The sequence below is a fragment of the Limnobacter sp. CACIAM 66H1 genome (assembly GCF_001601825.1).
In the GTDB taxonomy this organism is placed as follows: Bacteria; Pseudomonadota; Gammaproteobacteria; order Burkholderiales; family Burkholderiaceae_B; genus Limnobacter.
The window spans coordinates 55,562-73,325 of the sequence record NZ_LUJK01000011.1; the positions used below are offsets into that span (position 1 = coordinate 55,562).

General features: G+C 53.1%; 10 protein-coding genes and 1 pseudogene. 5 read left to right on the plus strand and 6 right to left on the minus strand.

Features of this window, described 5'->3' with window-relative positions:
- Positions 1 to 9: 9 nt before the first annotated feature.
- Positions 10 to 1,215, minus strand: a complete 1,206-nt coding sequence (locus A0129_RS05205) for an acetyl-CoA C-acetyltransferase (protein WP_275270342.1) — start codon at positions 1,213 to 1,215, stop codon at positions 10 to 12.
- 271 nt (positions 1,216 to 1,486) lie between these two features.
- Between A0129_RS05205 and A0129_RS05210 the strand changes: the two genes are divergently transcribed.
- The 3 genes from A0129_RS05210 to A0129_RS05220 all read left to right on the plus strand — a co-directional run bounded on the left by A0129_RS05210 (position 1,487) and on the right by A0129_RS05220 (position 4,732).
- Positions 1,487 to 2,113, plus strand: coding sequence for a TetR/AcrR family transcriptional regulator (locus A0129_RS05210; RefSeq protein ID WP_291713023.1), 627 nt, complete (start codon positions 1,487 to 1,489; stop codon positions 2,111 to 2,113).
- A gap of 59 nt (positions 2,114 to 2,172) precedes the next feature.
- Complete coding sequence (locus A0129_RS05215; RefSeq protein ID WP_291713025.1) at positions 2,173 to 3,462, plus strand: hypothetical protein; 1,290 nt, start codon at positions 2,173 to 2,175, stop codon at positions 3,460 to 3,462.
- A gap of 64 nt (positions 3,463 to 3,526) precedes the next feature.
- The gene (locus A0129_RS05220; RefSeq protein WP_291713027.1) at positions 3,527 to 4,732 is read left to right on the plus strand and encodes an ammonium transporter; all 1,206 of its coding nucleotides are present in this window, start codon (positions 3,527 to 3,529) and stop codon (positions 4,730 to 4,732) included.
- Positions 4,733 to 4,747: 15 nt separating this feature from the next.
- Here A0129_RS05220 and A0129_RS05225 read toward each other — a convergent pair whose 3' ends face one another.
- The 5 genes from A0129_RS05225 to A0129_RS05245 form a co-directional block, all read right to left on the minus strand.
- A complete protein-coding gene (locus A0129_RS05225) occupies positions 4,748 to 5,449 on the minus strand; it encodes a DUF599 family protein (RefSeq protein WP_291713028.1) in 702 nt (233 codons plus the stop codon).
- The gene (locus tag A0129_RS05230; RefSeq protein WP_291713030.1) at positions 5,446 to 8,718 is read right to left on the minus strand and encodes a glycosyltransferase; all 3,273 of its coding nucleotides are present in this window, start codon (positions 8,716 to 8,718) and stop codon (positions 5,446 to 5,448) included. The genes A0129_RS05225 and A0129_RS05230 overlap by 4 nt, the downstream gene beginning before the upstream one ends.
- Before the next feature lie 12 nt (positions 8,719 to 8,730).
- Positions 8,731 to 11,235, minus strand: coding sequence for a translocation/assembly module TamB domain-containing protein (locus A0129_RS05235; RefSeq protein ID WP_291713031.1), 2,505 nt, complete (start codon positions 11,233 to 11,235; stop codon positions 8,731 to 8,733).
- Complete coding sequence (locus A0129_RS05240) at positions 11,219 to 12,709, minus strand: hypothetical protein (RefSeq protein ID WP_291713033.1); 1,491 nt, start codon at positions 12,707 to 12,709, stop codon at positions 11,219 to 11,221. The genes A0129_RS05235 and A0129_RS05240 overlap by 17 nt, the downstream gene beginning before the upstream one ends.
- A 71-nt stretch (positions 12,710 to 12,780) precedes the next feature.
- Positions 12,781 to 14,565: an autotransporter assembly complex family protein gene (locus tag A0129_RS05245; protein WP_291713035.1), complete on the minus strand. Its 1,785-nt coding sequence runs from the start codon at positions 14,563 to 14,565 to the stop codon at positions 12,781 to 12,783.
- Positions 14,566 to 15,093: 528 nt separating this feature from the next.
- Between A0129_RS05245 and A0129_RS05250 the strand changes: the two genes are divergently transcribed.
- Together A0129_RS05250 and A0129_RS05255 are read left to right on the plus strand one after the other, a co-directional pair.
- The gene (locus A0129_RS05250) at positions 15,094 to 17,331 is read left to right on the plus strand and encodes a hypothetical protein (RefSeq protein ID WP_291713037.1); all 2,238 of its coding nucleotides are present in this window, start codon (positions 15,094 to 15,096) and stop codon (positions 17,329 to 17,331) included.
- A gap of 31 nt (positions 17,332 to 17,362) precedes the next feature.
- Positions 17,363 to 17,764, plus strand: a pseudogene (locus A0129_RS05255) (hypothetical protein); the annotation flags it as partial.

Below are 17,764 nucleotides of genomic sequence, written 5' to 3' on the forward strand. Positions count from 1 at the left end.
TTCGGCCAATTAAATGCGTTCGATGATGGTGGCGATACCCATGCCGCCGCCCACACACAGTGTGGCCAGACCCAGGGTTTTGTCTTGCCGCTCAAGTTCATCGAGCAAAGTGCCCAAAATAATTGCGCCAGTTGCGCCCAGTGGGTGGCCCATGGCGATAGATCCGCCGTTCACGTTCACGCGGTCCAGGCTGACACCCAGGTTGCGTGCGGTTTGCATGGGTACCACAGCGAAGGCTTCATTGATTTCCCACAGGTCGATGTCAGAAGCTTTCAAGCCAGCTTTCTTCAAAGCCTTCTGACAAGCGGGAGTTGGGCCAGTCAGCATGATGGTGGGCTCAGAACCGATGACAGCGGCCGCGCGAATGCGGGCGCGTGGCTTCAAACCAGCCTTGCGACCGGCTTCTTCACTACCCACCAATACCAAGGCAGCGCCGTCTACGATGCCGGAGCTGTTACCCGCATGGTGAATATGGTTGATGCTTTCAACGGTGGTGTACTTGCGCAGGGCGGTTGCGTTAAAGCCCATGCTGCCCATCATTGCAAATGAGGGCTGCAAAGTGGCCAGGCTTTCCACGGTAGCATTGCCACGAATGAATTCGTCATGATCCAGCATGATCAAGCCATTCAGGTCCTTCACAGGAACGCGGCTCTTGTTGAAACGGCCTTCAGCCTGAGCCTTGGCGGCACGGCGCTGGCTTTCCACGGCGTAGGTGTCTACATCGGTGCGGCTGAAGCCTTCCAGCGTACCGATCAGGTCAGCAGAAATACCCTGTGGGATAAATCCCAGCTTGTCGTTGATACGGGGGTCCATGAACCAGGCACCGCCATCGCTGCCCATGGTCCAGCGGCTCATGCTTTCTACGCCACCCGCAACCACCATGTCTTCAAGACCGCTGCCCACCTTGGCTGCAGCCAGGTTGACTGATTCCAAACCGGAAGCGCAGAAACGCGATTGGGTTACACCCGCAACAGTTTCAGCCCAACCAGCATCCAGTACTGCAGTGCGCGCAATGTCAGCGCCCTGCTCGCCCACTGGGGTTACGCAACCCAGCACCACGTCGTCAACCAGGCTGGTGTCCAGATCATTGCGTTGCTGCAAAGCGGTCAGCAGGTTATTCAACAACCAAACTGGTGTGGCCTGGTGCAGGCTGCCGTCTTTTTTACCTTTGCCCCGTGGGGTTCTTACTGCGTCAAATATCAGTGCCGATGGCATCTGTGCCTCCTGGATTTTCTGGATTCGGTAACGGAAATTACCGAAGGTATCGTGAATTCTTCACAATCCAGAATGGCGATGTGCAAATGCACAATCAACCCAAGAAGTTACTTTAGAGTGTCACCTCTATGAATATGGTAATCTAGCTTACCGTTTTTTGATCACCTTTGCGGTGTTGAACGGAATACAGGTTGACCAAACCGACACAGGTACCCGATGATTCGCTTTTTGATTGAACCCATAAAACTCCCGTCAAGCGGGTCTGGCGACCATGAACGCAAGCGCAAGCCACCACAACACTGATGCCAACGCCAACCCGGCAACCATGCGAAAGGCCACACTGGATCGCATCGAGAATGCTGTACTTGAGCTGTTTACCAACCATGACTTCAATAGCGTCCCATTGATTGAGGTGGCGCGAACGGCGAATGTTTCCCTGCAAACCATTTACAAGTACTTTGGCAGCAAGGAACAGTTGGTGGCTTACGTGCTAGATGCCACATTGAGCCGATTGGCCGACCGCATGATTGACCACCTTGAGGGTATTGAGGATTACCGTGAACGCCTGCGCAAAACCCTGTGGGTGATGCTGGACTACTTTGACAAGCACCCAAAGGTTATTTTGCTGCTGACTGTTTCGATACCCGCCAGCCGCTACCAAGACCTGCCCGTCTACGAGAGCCCGGAACTGATGGGTGCCTTTCTGGGCATGCTCAAAGAAGGACAGCACAAGGGAGTATTTAACAACACGGTGTCAAGCAAAATGCTGCTGGATGTTTTTATGGGCGTGTTTGGCCGTGTCGCGCAAATGCACTTTCTACGCAAAGAGAGTCACAAGCTGATAGATCAATTCGACGACCTGTTCGGTATTTTGTGGGGGGCATTAAAAGCGGCCTGATCGGGAACTGACACCTCGAGCCTCACCACTCAATTGCACCGGGGCAGATTTCCAACGCCATGTCAGCGAATATTGAACCATCCCACTGTGCATTATCCAACGCCAGCCTGTGGCAGCGCCTGCAACACCAAGCCACGGCCCCCTCAATTGCAGGGGGCGCTCTACGGGCCAACAGCCCATCCAGTCATCACCTGCCCAGCGTGAACCCGACAGGTAAAACATGGAGTGAGTTCACCCAGTCAAAAATTGCACACCAGCCATATGTGCAGCAGCTCAATGAATCCATCAAAAGCGTACGCGAGTTTATTCAACAACACGCCGCCCATGGACCTCAAACACAAAAGGCATTGCGCAAGATTCAAGATTTCGCAGCCACCAAAATCAATTGCCGCCCTGCGTCACTCACGCCGCTCATGGTCAATGAAAACAGACGCAACCTTTGGTTGATTGCACAACAGCTTCAAAACGAATCCATCCCGCTTGCGCAACGCATCGGGCTTGCCTTGACGCTTGCGGAGGGCCTGGATGTCTGTGCTGAAGGGGTTAGCCTCAACATATTGAGCTGTGCCAGCGAACTGATTAATCAACAGCAGGGGCTTGCAGGCTTGATCATTCACATCAAAAACCAGCTAATCGATCAGCAGTTGTTGCAACTGGTGAGGTACATCGACAACAAGCAATTAAGTCCGGGGCAGGCCAAAGCACTGGAGATTCATCATGTGCAAGCCCTGAAAAACCACGTGGCCAACCAATGGGGGTTGACTGTTGTTTCGGACCGCTATGCGACCGAGACGTACCAACAGCAAGTGGGGCCGATGGCCGCTTTGCTTTTGGAGAAAACAATCACCCCAGCCGCACTGGCCTACCTCGTGGCAGATCAAATTGGCGAAAAACTCACCGAATTCACGAGTGAAAACCTGAAGACAGGCATGGCCTGCGGAGAATTGAAAACCGAACCGCTGCGGCGACTGATGCAAGCCGAATTTGGCGCCAACATTGATCTACAACACTGCCTGCAATTCAGCGACGATTACTCGACTGTGACGCTTCAATCCCGCCGGGCTCTGGCAAGCCACGCGATTGAGGCTTTCCAGAGAATCGGGCTACTGCCTGCAGATGCCTCACCGCGTTTCCTGCTGTCCCAACAAGAATTACCGACCCATCAAGCAATTGAGCAAACAAGTCATTTGGCGAGATATCTGGTTTCAGAGCCAGCAACCTGGGGCTCATCGCCCTGGAATACCTCTTTCTGGTTGGGACAGACTCTGCTGCATGGCTTTTCGAAAGACGATTCAGACGACGAACGCAGAAAATCAGAAAGACACCATATTGGTGCAAAAACCGCTTAAAAAGCGGGCATTGTTTTTGCAGCTAATGCCCCACTTTTAACCAAAAACCTGAAAATTCACCAAAATGGAACAAATTACTCTCGCACTGGACACTCTTTTTGTGCTTCTAGGCGCCATCATGGTGCTTGCAATGCACGCCGGTTTTGCATTTCTGGAAGTGGGCACAGTGCGCCACAAAAACCAGGTCAATGCACTTGTCAAAATTCTGGCTGATTTTTCCGTCAGCGCCATCAGCTACTTCTTCATCGGTTATGCCATTGCTTATGGCGTGGGTTTTTACGAACCCGCCACCGTGCTCAATGAGGGCAACGGCTATTCACTGGTGAAGTTCTTTTTTCTGCTGACCTTCGCAGCGGCCATTCCCGCGATTGTGTCGGGTGGCATTGCCGAACGCGCGCGCTTTGTGCCCCAATTGGTGGCTACCGCGGCGTTGGTGGGTTTGGTTTACCCTGTGTTTGAAGGCATGGTCTGGAATGGCAACTACGGCTTTCAGGAATGGCTGACTGCCAGCTTTGGTGCCCCCTTCATGGATTTCGCGGGCAGCGTGGTGGTTCACGCCGTGGGTGGCTGGATCGCTTTGGCTGCCGTGTTGCTGCTGGGCTCACGCCGTGGCCGCTACACCAAAGACGGACGCATCAGCTCGCACCCGCCGTCATCCATCCCCTTCCTTGCACTGGGCAGCTGGGTGCTGGCAGTAGGTTGGTTCGGTTTTAACGTGATGAGCGCCCAGAAAATTGAAGGCATTTCGGGCCTGGTGGCGGTCAACAGCCTGATGGCGATGGTGGGAGGCACTTTGGGTGCCCTGGCTGCAGGCCGCAACGACCCAGGCTTTGCCTACAACGGCCCCCTGGCTGGCTTGGTGGCCGTGTGTGCAGGCAGCAACATCATGCACCCGCTGGGATCGCTGGCTGTGGGCTCCATCGCAGGCGTGCTGTTTGTGTACATGTTCACCTTCACGCAAAACCGCTTGAAAGTTGACGATGTATTGGGTGTGTGGCCATTGCACGGCATTTGCGGCGCCTTCGGCGGTATCGCGGCAGGTGTGTTTGGCCAGCAAGCCTTGGGCGGCATGGGCGGAGTGTCGTTCATGAGCCAATTGATCGGCACAGTGGCCGGCGTAGCATTTGCCTTGCTGGGTGGCTTTGTGGTGTATGGCGTGCTGAAAATGACAGTGGGCATTCGCCTGAATGACGAAGAGGAATTCAACGGTGCCGACCTGACCATTCACAAGGTCAGTGCCAGCCCCGAGCGTGAAACCAGCAGTTGGTAATTCACCGGCAGATATTTATTTCGACATGATCTCCAGGGCTTCTGAATAGAAGTCCCTGCGGATCAACACAAACACAATCAGCGCACTAAAGGCCATCAGTAAACCGGGATGAATCATCCAGGTGACCGAGGCGATACCGAAGTAATAACTGCGCAACCCGCGGTTGAATTCATCACCGGCCAGGCTGTTAATGCGAGCCATGCGCAACACATAGGCCTCGTTGTATTCCTTGTCCGGATTACCGTCGGGCGCAGCCCCCACCAAAATAGTCAGCAGGTTGAACTGACGCAAACTCCACGTGAATTTAAAGTAAGCCACCACAAACACGGTGAGCACCAGCAACACTTTGATTTCCATCAAACCGCGGCTCACCTCCCGGCTAAACGGCAAGTCACTGGTGATGTTGACCAGCTGATCCAGCGTACCCAACAGGGCGAATAAACCCGCAATGATGTAGATCGTGGTGTTGGCATAGAAGGTAACGCTGTTGACCAGGTTGCCAATCAGCGCGGTATCTCCCACCCGGTTGCTGCGAGCAAGCATTTCACGCGCCCACAGTTTGCGGAACTCATGCGTTTTTTGCGCCAAACCATGACGACCGAACCGGCTGCGGCCATCGAACACATAGTTGTAACCCCGAAAGCAAATCACAAAAAATGCCACCGCGATCCAGTCGAATACGGTGAGTAGGGAAATTGCGGTTTGAACAGCCGTCATGACGACACTCCAACAACAGAGAACAATTGACGCCAATGGTGTGCCGCTTCGGCATGGCTGAAACGGCTCGCAGAAGCAAAGGCCTTTTTGCTTAAGCCTTCATGAAATTCGTAACTGTCAAAAACAGAAAGTATTTGATCCGCGAGCGCATCTGTATCCCCAAATGGCGCTAACAAACCAGTTTCACCGTGCACGATCAAATGCGAGGGGCCATAGGGTACGTCAAAAGCAATCGCAGGACAGGCGTGGCAAAGACTTTCCATAATGGCCAGTGAGTAAGCCTCGGCCTGGCTGGTCAACAAGGACAAACCTGCACGCGTGTAATGGGCCGCAGGATCATCGGTCCACTCATTCAAACCAACATGATTCTGCAAGCCCAGCGATTCAAGCTGTGTCTTCAAATCAGACAAGAGGAAACTACCCGCCACTGCAAAACCGTAAAAATCAAGACGCGCCTCAGGATACTTCGCCACCACTTTGGCGAAAGCGGCGATTGCCAGGTGATGATTTTTCTCGGGGCTGTATCTGGCCATGGAAACAATTCGAAATCGGTCCCGAGTCTTGAACTCCGGAATTGAGTTTTTTATCTCACATGAATGGCCGATGGGAAATAGTTGCCCAGCCCCATATCGTGCAGTGATGTCATTCATTTGTTGATCGGTCAACGTAATGACTGCATCCGGACGCTTGATGTCGTGCAAGATATCCCTGAAATTGGAGTTGGTTGGACTCGTGGCCATATCTGCCACAGTGTGCGTATGGAGAGCGTGAATAACAGGCACCACTGCCACCTGACCTGGCGATTCCCGATGCAAGTGATCACGCGCAGTCACCGCAGGCAAGTACCAATACCGATTTTTATCAACGACCAACACATGTTTACCGCCTCGGCTCTTGAGCATGGCTTGCAGGGCAAAAGTCAACCATTCTGACTCACTGAACCAACAGGCCAGCAGCACCCCAGTTGAATCGTACAGGCGAATATTTGACAGCTGTGGCTTGTTGTCAATTCGCTTGTAAAGCTTCACAAAAGCCAGTGAGCCACCTGGGCGCAAGTAGTGTTCATGATTCACCGCGCCAGTTGAATCCAGGTACTGAATGCAACTTAAAAATCCACGACTATCGTAATAATCCTTTCTGAACTTCACTCCGTCAGAAAAATGATTGATGTGAATCAGCGCATCGTTCACAGGATTGCGAACCACGTACATCAGCAGTTGTCCTTGCGGGCTCGTGACGCGAATATCCCGCCTGTCGGCGACCAGCTGACTGCGAAGCATTGGATTGTCAAAGAGCGATTGTCCGGTATTCAGTCGCGCCGGGACCTCTTCCGCATCTTGAAAATAATCATGAACAGACCGACACACCGAGGACTCAGGCAAAGCCTTGTTGGCCACCAACTTCTCGATTGACTCCTGCAATCGTGGGTTATAGCGACAGGTCAACAACACTGGTCGCACATGCATCTCTCGCTCAAAAACCCGATATCGAAGCAGCGCTGCATTCTCAACGCCAGAACGCTGAAAACCAAAGTTCTGATTGAGAAACCAAAAAGTAGTCTCCTCAACTTTGGCGTTCAAGGAAACTTTTGGTCTGGCCTCTTTTTGACCGGGGTTCAACTCGCCCTGCATCAAAAATTTTCGGTAAGCCACCAGGCCCGATACATAGTGCTCCACATCGTCAATGCGCACCCGGTAGGCATGATGCCGAATAAAGAATGAACCGTTCACCGTGTCCGGTTTCGCGAAATACATGGCCCATTCAGGCCAAAAATAACCGGTGGTCAAATAATTGGCGCGCCAGTGCAAGGCTCGGTAAAACTTCTCGGTGTCCACCTGTGCATACAGGTCAGCAAACTCAGGCATGGCTTGCAAACGCGAGAGCATTTGTTGGGCGGCCATCATCAACTCGAGCAAGGTGGGGAAAGTGGTGATGCGTGTCAGCACGAAATCCAGGTGATTCGCGAAATTGCGAATTCCAAACTCAAAGTACTCTCGCTTGGGTCGGTACAGGGTGAGCTCATTGACGCAATAGCTCATCCAGTGATCATTCGCTTTCCAGTGGCGGGCTTCAATAAAGTATTCGAATGCCAACTCCACCGCTTGAAGCCACCTGGATCGACGGGTGATTTTGTACAAACGCATGAGCGCGAATGCAGCTTCCCCGTCATAGTAAATAATCCTGAAGTGTTCCTTGATGGAAAGATCAGGGTAGTTAAGCACATGCACAAAGCGGCGACTGGTTGGATTGAGCATGGCCACAATGCCTTGGGCCAGTTGCTCCATCAATTCAATGTATTCGGTGGTGCCTGTCAGTTCGGTGTACTTCGCCAGCGCGAGAATACATACAGCATTCCCACCCAACTTGATTTCATTGCCGGTATCGACCAGAAAAGCCGCCTGAATGCCGCCACTTAACGGCATGCGCTTGATCAACTCCTGCGTCAAACAGCGCAGCGAGCGATCAATCGCAGACTTTAAAAATGTACTTTGCGTGACTTCCCACGCCTCAATCATTGCGTAGGTGGAACTTGCATGACGAAGCGTGTTGTAGGTTGGAATTTCCTTGTTGAAGCATGGAAACAATCCGTATACAAACCGGCCGCTGTCTTTGACTTGACGGGCGAGAAACTCACTGGCATTCAATACCAGCGATGTGCTTGCTTGCACATCCAGATCGGGTAACTTACGCCGTCCAGTTGCTACACCGAAGGGTTCAAGTGCATGCACCATTTCGTCGGCACCCAGGTAAGCGCCTTGTGTAGAAAACAGGTAGACAGGCTCTTGATCACCATGAGTCAATACAAATGACTGGCCATACTTTTTTCGAGCATACTTTTCAAAGTTGCCAACATTCAGTTGGGCAAACTCCTCTTCTGATCCACCATAGAGCATGGCATTGCCGTTGAGTTCACCCCACAGAAAACTTTGCTTGAACTGCGCATCCAGTGCGAGACCGTAACTGAAGTAATTTCGTTTTGTTGTCGCAAGCAGAGCCTTCAGTTCGGCCCAATTGCTTGTCTGAACTTCGCATACCCAGTCCACACGCACATGCACACAATCCACACCTGATTGTTCAAACAGGGCAGATGCGTGTTTACTCAAGGCGCTCCAGCAGCTTTCAAAAGACTGCCCGACAAAAGTCTCTACACTGGCGCGCTCAATTCCGTTAGAACAGGACAACATCAACACGCAAGGTTCGTGATTGCCTGTTGAATACATGCTTGCAAGGAAACTACCCAGTTTTTCAAGTCTGACAGGATTAATCATGTTGCCTTGTGATCAGTCAAAAGAGAATTGATAAAGCACATCGACTGCATTGTCTGCGCCAGCCCGCGCAATAAAGCTGAGCCGCCTGGAATACTGGTAATTCAATTTCAGGATACTGGCTGCCGTGGTTACCGATTGATCGAAACTCAGATAGACACGATCGCTAAATCGTTTTCCCAAGGACACAATTCGTTGTGAGAGCAGTGGGTCATCGGAACCGATCACATTTGCAGAGGCATCGGCGCCGGGCGCAATGGCCACTTTGCTGCCCACGGCGCGGGAGTCTGCCGCAGTCAGCGAACCCGTGCTGAGACTCAGATCATCAATCCCGATCGATTTCGCAATCTTGCGAGTGGTGCTCTCGTCCTCATCACCAAAAATTGCCGCGGCGGCCGTGAGCAACAAGGTGGAATCACGGTCTGCAGAGCCACTACCTCGCCCAAGAATCATCCAGGACAACTTCTCTGAATCAGGCACTGCCGGCTCGCTGACCAGACTGACCTTGGGTCGCTGCGCCGTACCTGTCACTTCAACACCCGCTTCAACCGCCACGCCTTTTCGCACCGCGCGAACATTCAGACCCGGATTGTCCAGAGGCCCCTGAAAATTGACCACACCTCGTTCGATGGACAGATCTTGCCCGTATGCACGGTAGGTACCACTCACGGTTTGAATGGTCCCGGTTGCACTCAAACGCCTGCCGGATCGGCGCTGCCCACTGCCTCCAACACCCTCCAGCATCACCAAACGCAAACCACCCTCAAGCCGGGTTCGCAAGCCTTCAGCATTCACGTAAAACCGTTCGCCCAAGTTGGCGCGCAATTGCAGGTCTATCGGCAAACCTTGTCCGGCCAGTTCACTGCGCCCCTGAATGAAGACATCATCACCCAAGGTTTGAGGACCACTCTCGGGCATCTCAAAATATGCCCCCAAAGTATCCACCTCGCCCCGAATTTTGAGTGGCTGTCCATCCACGCTGGGTTGCTGCACAGTCACGCTGGAATTCACCATCATCCATCGGTCAGGTCGCTGAAGCAGGGGTACCCTGTCCATGGTCAGTCTTATCTCACCATTCAAACCGGTCAGGTTCCAAACACCCTGTGCTTGCACTTTGCCGTTGCCTTGAATCAGTGGCCCCAACTCCTCAATGTAACGGCGGGGTGGGCGGCGGTTGTAAACCGTGAATTCGAAGGTGTCGATACTCGCCTTGTCGGTCGTGAAGTCAACCACCACATTGCCATCTTCAAGTCGAACACCCTGATCAAGCTGGAACACATCCAGGTCCAGTGCGAACAAACGCCCCTGAACATCCGGATTGTTCGCAGTACCAGCAATCGCCATTGCAACCTGACCGGTGCCGCTGGTTCTAACCCCACCGCTAATCATGGGGCCAAGCCAATTCAATTCGGTGAATCCCGCTGCCACCGAGCCCTGCATTGCTGCATCACCGGCAATGCCCCAGGCTTTGGTTTGCGGATTCTGTTGAACCGGCAGTTTCAGATTTGCAGTCACCGCACCAAAGTCATCGGCAAGGATATTCAAATCAACACTGGCAGCCTCTCGATTAAAATCAAGATTTGCAGTCATGGTCCGAATGTTCACATCCACCTGTGAATCCGAAAGTACTTGCAGACCACCGGACACATGACGAATATCCACATGCCCATCCACCTTGTTGGGATTGGCCACGTAGTTCCAGTTCACTTTGGCGACCAGGTCTTTAGGCTCTACGGTCAGTTGCTGGCGCAGTATCGGTGACATACGTGGAAAATAAAACTGGGGCATTTCACCCTCGACCCGTATCTCGCGATCTGCGACACGAAGGATCCGGTTGTTTAACACCGAAGTGTCTTCGCCTTTCAGCACAAAATCTGCAAGCTCCACAAACCCGGGTGCCACCACAAGCGGTGCCGGCGCCTGAAGTGAAAAGCTGCGAGCCGGCAACCACATGCCCTCCACCTTCAATTGCGCAAGCTGCCCTTTCCAGCCAGAAACTGATTTCGGTTTCTCCAGAACGCCAAGCCCGCCCGACAGCGCAAACTCTCCCTTCAACGGTCGCAAGCGGCTAAATGGCTGCAATCCACTGGAAAAAACACCCTGTAGTTGATGTTGACTTCGAATACCGCGAAGTGTGAGCTTCAGTTCATTCAAGACATTGGTGGCCGCATCTGGCACCTTCACTTTGCTCGCCACAATGTCACCAACCCAAGGTGAGCCAGGCGCCGAACCAAGATTGAACTGTCCGGACACAGTCTCAATTTGAATGGTGTCATCCAGCTTCAACTGGCGCACATCCACATCACCCTCTCCCGAGAAGTTTCCGTCAAATCCGCGCAGTTTTCCTCTCAACCTTGCTGTTCCGGAAAGTTCCATTTGAACCAGTTTTCCGAGGCGTGGCAGCTCATCCAGATTCACATCCAGATCAACAAAATCAGACTGAGCCCCGTAACTCCCGTTTGCTTTCACAGTGTTGCCCACCACGTCCAGGTCCAGCAGCACATTAGTCAAGCGCGACATACCCCCTGTGTGCCTTGGCAAGCAGTTTAAGCGGGGCATTGGCCAAACGGGAGTTCATCAGATCCACAATGATTTCACCCACAGGATCAACAGCCCCCGCTTTTCCGCTCTGAATCAAAACACCAGTAAACGAGGCCGTGCCGTTCAGGTCGCCCTGCAAGAATGGACCGGCATCCGGAACGTAGTTGGCCGGGTTGATTTTCCTCAACTCAATCTGCGTATCAAGCGGTACTTTGTCCACCAGGTCGATCTGCAACTTGCCAAGCAGCTCCGCTTGCCGATCACGGACCTGTAGGCGCTCCACCCGAACCTGTGTGCCGGTTTTGGTGCCTTGAATCATGGACGTCAATGCGAGTCGCTGTGGCAACCTAGCCAATACCGAGGCATCTATATTGTTTGTCTTGATGTCAAAGTTCATATCGCCCGCGAGAACATCCAGCGAGTCATCCTGATGATCAAGCTGCTTGGGTGCACGCCACTGAATCGTGGCGTTCGCGCTGCCAGCCTGACGTTTTCCCTCGGCCAGGCGGAGTTCATCCACCCACAAATCAAGTTGTTCAGGACGTTGTTCCTTCAGACTCAAATTAAAGCGCGCCTGAATCAAAGACAGTGGCAACCCGCCAGACTGGACGGTTGAGGGTCGGGCATTTCGAATGGAAAAATTGCCAGTGCTTTCAGAAAAATCGTCGTTGGGTTCTACAGTTGCAACAATCGCTAGCGAGGCGTGCGGCGCCCCTTCCAGCCAATTGGACGGATCAAAATTTTCCGCGTTTAAACGCACAGTTTCAAAGGGGTTTGAACCCAGCAAGGTCAACACAGCATTGGCCTGCACATTCTGGGTTTGATCCGGTTTGCTGATGTTTTCCCCTTTCGCATTCAGGGCAAGCTCCAGGCGCTCAATTGACCCCGTGGCTGCCAACTGCGCATTGAGCAACAGATCATCCAATTCGCGACGTGCATTCACTTCGCCAGTGATCTGGTAAGGCTTCGCCAAAGTGATTTCAACTGAAGAGTCGATCTGTGTATCACGCACATTCAAGGAAAAATGGTGGACGCTCAACTGTTCCGATTGAATTGAAACCTTTGCACTCAGGCTCTTCAATTCTTCACCATTGATCAACAATTGCTGCACCCGAAGTTGATGCAAATCAAGATCGACCGGCACGCTAATTCTGTCTGGAATCACCAGGGGGTCGTCATTCTCCGTGGGCGGTGAATCAATGCGGACAACCCTTGCCGACAAGGTGTTGATTCGAATCATTTGATCAAGCAGCCTGGACCAGTCCACCGCAATTCGAATTTGCTCCGCCTCGACCTGGGTATTTTCTTGTTGCCATCGAACAAACTCGAGATCAAACCCCCGCCACAAAGTACCCTGGAATCTGCCGAATTCGAGCTGCTGATCAGAATTGCTGTTCACCCAGTCCTGCGCCTGAGCGGCAGCAAATCGAAGGCCTTGTTCCGTCTGGGTCACCCATACAACTCCAGCGGTCACCAGCATCATCGCTGACAACACCAAGGAACATAAAACAATCACCCCACGCCTCAAAATGCCACCCCCAGCGCAAAGTGAATTCTCAAATTGTCCTGGTCTGCCGCTTTCGCAATATCGAAAGCGATAGGCCCGGCCGGAGTTTTGTACCGCACCCCAACACCCACCGCAGGTTTGGGATCAAGGTCATCCCAGTTGTCAGACACATCACCGACATCCGTAAAAACTGCAGCCCCCAGGGGCCCACCTTCAAACCACCGCGTGTACTCGAGGCTACCGATCATCAGGCGACGACCGCCCACCAAAACCCCCTGATCAATAACACCCAAATCGAGAAAATCAAACCCACGAAGACTGTTGGTCCCGCCCGCGCGAAACAGATAGTCTTGTGGAATATCCCGGCGTGCACTGGCCACCACCGTACCAACCTCAAATCGGGCAGAAAACAGATTTTCCCGGGAAGGAGACCAAAACTTCTGCACTCGCCCGTACAAACGCACAAAATCCTGATCAGAGGCAAACTGTTCCGCAGCAACAGCCAGTTGGCCAAAAGCGATGTATCCCTCAGAGGGATTCAATCGGTCGTCCACTGCATTTCTTGTCCAGGATGAACTGGCAACCAGCGCCTGGGTTTGTCCAAAATTGATGCCAAGCGCCCTTCGCTCTTCCAACTGAAAATTCAGACCCAAACGGTAATCATTAATGCCTTTGTTGAATTCCCTGATCACGCCTACAGAGGAACGATCCACCTCAAGGTTTGATATTTCCTGGTGATCAACTGCAACCCCAACCGAATCGGTAATACCGCGGGTTGACGGGGGAAGGAATACATCTGCGTAGGCCGACTGGCGCTTTTGTTCCAAGCGAACCCCTGTAACCAGCGAGTAAGCCCGATCAAACAGATTATTGAATTGATACGTGGCCTCAGTTCGAAACCCGGTGTTGGAGCTGTAACCCGCACCCAAACCAAGACGTTTGCTGTCACTTTCCATCACGGTGACTTCAATTGGGACGTTCACCGGCTGCCGATCATCCGCATCAATTTTCACATCAACGGCTGAAAAGTAGGTTGTTCCCTGAAGATCCGCCAACAGAGTCAACAGACGTTCTTGTTCATATCGATCGCCGGGACGAATGCTGTTGTAACGGGAAACCAGATCCTTGGGGTATTTGTTCAAACCTTCAATTTGCAACTCGCCAAAGGTAAAGACCGGACCACTGTCATAGACCACGCTCAGGGCGACTGTATGATTCTCTGGATCGACATCTGCCAGGCTTTCCGAAAGTGTTGCCGCAGCAAAATCCTTGGCCAGCAAGTCTCGCAGAAGATTGTCTTTACTGGCACTCCAATCCGCTTGATTAAAGGGTTGATTGACACCCAACAACCACAAGGTCTTCAAACGCTCACGGCGTTGCGCGAATTCATCTTGGTTGATTTCACCATCGAATTGAATATCCACTGACACAATTTTACTTTGTACCCCCGGCTCAATTTTGATGTTCAGCGGCGGTGCCGCTTCTTCAGGAACGGTTTCATCGACTATCCGCTGAATGGAGGGCGCGAAATAGCCCTCAGTGCCGAGCGCATCTCGAATGGCGGGCCTCAATCTTCTGAAAAGTTGCCATACATCGCCATTGTCGTTGACTTGGGCAGTCGAACGAATTTGCAACGTAGACTGCTCAATCAAATCCTTGAATTCCTCAGGCACCTCGTAATTCACAGTGGGAAGATCGAACTCAGTGACTGTATCTTGGGCGTACACCACGCCCGTGTGAAGGGTTATTGCACTGAAAACGGCACAAAGCCGGATAAAAGCCTTGCTTGTGTGGTTACTCAAAAACTTCTTCATGCTTTCCCGGATAGATTGGTCATTTCTTCCTGAGTTGACACTTTGACACCCCACCACGGCATCTTGAATTGGCCAAGTTCAAATTGCCAATAAAAATACACAAATTTACCTTGTGACCGGTTCAACTCTCATCTGTATCAACCAGGGGCTCAAGAATTACAGTGCTACATACGAATTCTTACCAAACACCCCCCACCCAAATGAGTCCCCCTTTAAGACCATGAAGATCTGAAAATCTCGATTGAATCGGATTATTTTCGATGTTGATCAATCGATGATATGAAAAAAATTTCAAATCGATTATTGCAGTAAATAAACAAAAAATCACCACCAATAAACACTTGTTAATTTTAAATGATGAAATCGTTTCACAATTGGAATTAACTCAGCCAGCAAGAGGAAAATTTTCTTGCAGATATCTGTTTTCTTGTGAATCCGATTAAATCCCTTGTGAGTAAAACGCTTATAGCAGTGAACTTGCCTAACCAACTCTCTAGCCCCAAGGAAATGTGAATCATGGAAAACGCCAACCCGAATGTTGGAATTATCAAATCGCCAGCCGGCCTTCAGGTCGAACGCGGCGGCAAGATCGTTGAACTAAGTCAAGGCGATGCCTTGAAATGGAACGACGTAGTGACCAATACAGGCAATCAAACTGCCGAGGTTTTGATGCCTGCCATGTCCGCTGGACACGGCGACACACTTTTGCAACTGGCGCCCAATGCGTCAGCCAAGCTGGAACAGATTACCTCCACCGTTGCAGACGGCGCGACTAGAACAGAGGTTGTGGCACTGAGTGAAGGCGTAGAGCTCTATGACATCGACAATGAAGTGAGTTCAGCAATCCTGACACCTTACGAAGGCACCATGTCTGGCCTGGTGGGTGCCGGCTTGCTGGCTGGCGGTAGCGCCGGTGCTGGCGTTGGTGCAGCCATTGGTGGCGCTGCGCTTGGCGCGATCGCCCTGAGCGACGATGGCGACGACACGGTCATTACAGTTGACCCCAACGACGACAGCGATTCCGACTCTGACAGCGATTCCGACTCCGACAGCGATTCCGACTCCGACAGCGATTCCGACTCCGACAGCGATTCCGACTCCGACAGCGATTCTGACTCCGACAGCGATTCTGACTCCGACAGCGATTCTGACTCCGACAGCGATTCCGACTCCGACAGCGATTCCGACTCCGACAGCGATTCCGACTCCGACAGCGATTCCGACTCCGACAGCGATTCCGACTCCGACAGCGATGCAGAAGGCGACACCTCTGGCCTGATCGGCGGTATCGAGTCGCTGAACGATGGCTTGGAACAAACTCCGCTTGCGCCAATCACTGCCGTGACAGGCGCGGTGGCTGATGGTCTTGCCACAGTATCGGATGGCATCGCGGGTGTGTCTGACCAAGACCCCACCGGCGTCGCCAACCTGCTGGCTGAAACAGTGGGCCAACCGCAAGAAGGCTACACCAACGAGCAAGAAGGCCTTGCCGGTACGGTAAGCAACCTGTCTCAAGGCTTGGCTGAAGGCGCAGAACCAACACCGCTGGATCCAGTTGTTGATCCCTTGGCGCAAACTTTGGGCTATAGCGAGAACGAGCCCGCCGCGCAGGAAGGTGTAATTTCGGCAGCAGCGGCCAACCCACGTGCAAGAAACAAAGGGGAAGTGGACGGTGTGGCCAAAGGCCTGACGAAAGCAGGCAACGTCCTTGCAACGGACGACAGCCCATTGAGCCCATTGACTGCGGGCATTCTGGCTCCAGTCGTAGGCACCAAGGAAGACAGCACCGGCTCACCTGGCGTACCCGGCACCTTGCAGGATGTCGCTGAAGGCCTGACTGACCTGACCAACCCGAACGGTGCATTTGCTCCTTTGGCACCACTCACCAGTGGTTTGGCTTTTGTAGTTGCAGGCGGTGAAGACCCAACGGGTGGACAGCTTCCTGAACAACTCACCGGTGGTCTGGCTGGTGGCGTGGCACTGCTCGGTGAGCAAGCTGCGAGCAATGCAGAAGCTGCTGGCCCAGGTGCTCCATTGGTTGAAACCGTGGGCAACCTGCTCGGTGGCGAGCGCGCGGAAGACGACGGCGGCGAACCCGGCGAAGGCGAAGAACCTGGAGAAGGCGGCACAACTGGCACACCGCTGGACGTGATCCTTGACCCGATTGCCGACGCAATTGGTGGCGGTGCTCCATCACTGCCAGGCTTACCCGGTGGCGGCGAGGGTGGTATCCCCGAAACACCACTGTCACCACTGACAGACGCCTTGATGGAAAATGCTGATCCAGCCGTTTTCGCTGAAAACCTGGCTGGCGTAATTGAAGACATTGGCACCAACACACCGTTCGAAGCAGTTACTGAGCCTCTCGTCGAAGCACTGCGTTCAGGTGGTTTGCCAGACATGGGTGGCGGTGACGATGGCGAAGAGCCAGAAGAGCCCAACCCAACAGCTGGCCCAATCGAAAGCGCAGCCCAGCAGTTCGTGGATGCAGCTCCAATCGAGATGATCCCGACGATTGGTCAACCAATTGAAGACGGCATCATCACTGGTGCTGCTGCACTGGACGGCCTGCTGGCTGGTGGCATCCCCGGCGCACCTGCACTCCCAGGCCTGCCTGGTGGTGACGAAGGTGAACCTGGTGAAGGCCCAACAGGTACACCTCTGGACGCAGTGCTGGCCCCATTGGCCGGCCTGGCTGAAGGTGGCTTGCCAGAACTCCCAGGCCTGCCTGGTGGTGACGAGGTGAACAGGTGAAGGCCCAACAGGCACACCTCTGGACGCAGTATTGGCCCCATTGGCTGGCCTGGCTGAAGGTGGCTTGCCAGAACTGCCAGGCCTGCCTGGTGGTGACACTGGCGGTGAAACACCTGCACCTAACCCAGATGCCGGTCCGATTGAAAGCGCAGCCCAGCAGTTCGTGGATGCAGCTCCAATCGAGATGATCCCGACGATTGGTCAACCAATTGAAGACGGCATCATCACTGGTGCTGCTGCACTGGACGGCCTGCTGGCTGGTGGCATCCCCGGCGCACCTGCACTCCCAGGCCTGCCTGGTGGTGACACAGGTGAAGGCCCAACAGGCACACCTCTGGACGCAGTATTGGCTCCATTGGCTGGCCTGGCTGAAGGTGGCTTGCCAGAACTGCCAGGCCTGCCTGGTGGTGACACTGGTGGTGAAACACCTGCA

What these genes read in the sequence shown, in the direction of transcription:
- A0129_RS05230 (WP_291713030.1), bottom strand. Translation starts at nt 8,718, where the DNA reads ATGATTAATCCTGTCAGACTTGAAAAACTGGGTAGTTTCCTTGCAAGC.
- A0129_RS05205 (WP_275270342.1), bottom strand. Translation starts at nt 1,215, where the DNA reads ATGCCATCGGCACTGATATTTGACGCAGTAAGAACCCCACGGGGCAAA.
- A0129_RS05235 (WP_291713031.1), bottom strand. Translation starts at nt 11,235, where the DNA reads ATGTCGCGCTTGACTAATGTGCTGCTGGACCTGGACGTGGTGGGCAAC.
- A0129_RS05225 (WP_291713028.1), bottom strand. Translation starts at nt 5,449, where the DNA reads ATGACGGCTGTTCAAACCGCAATTTCCCTACTCACCGTATTCGACTGG.
- A0129_RS05210 (WP_291713023.1), top strand. Translation starts at nt 1,487, where the DNA reads ATGAACGCAAGCGCAAGCCACCACAACACTGATGCCAACGCCAACCCG.
- A0129_RS05220 (WP_291713027.1), top strand. Translation starts at nt 3,527, where the DNA reads ATGGAACAAATTACTCTCGCACTGGACACTCTTTTTGTGCTTCTAGGC.
- A0129_RS05250 (WP_291713037.1), top strand. Translation starts at nt 15,094, where the DNA reads ATGGAAAACGCCAACCCGAATGTTGGAATTATCAAATCGCCAGCCGGC.
- A0129_RS05215 (WP_291713025.1), top strand. Translation starts at nt 2,173, where the DNA reads ATGTCAGCGAATATTGAACCATCCCACTGTGCATTATCCAACGCCAGC.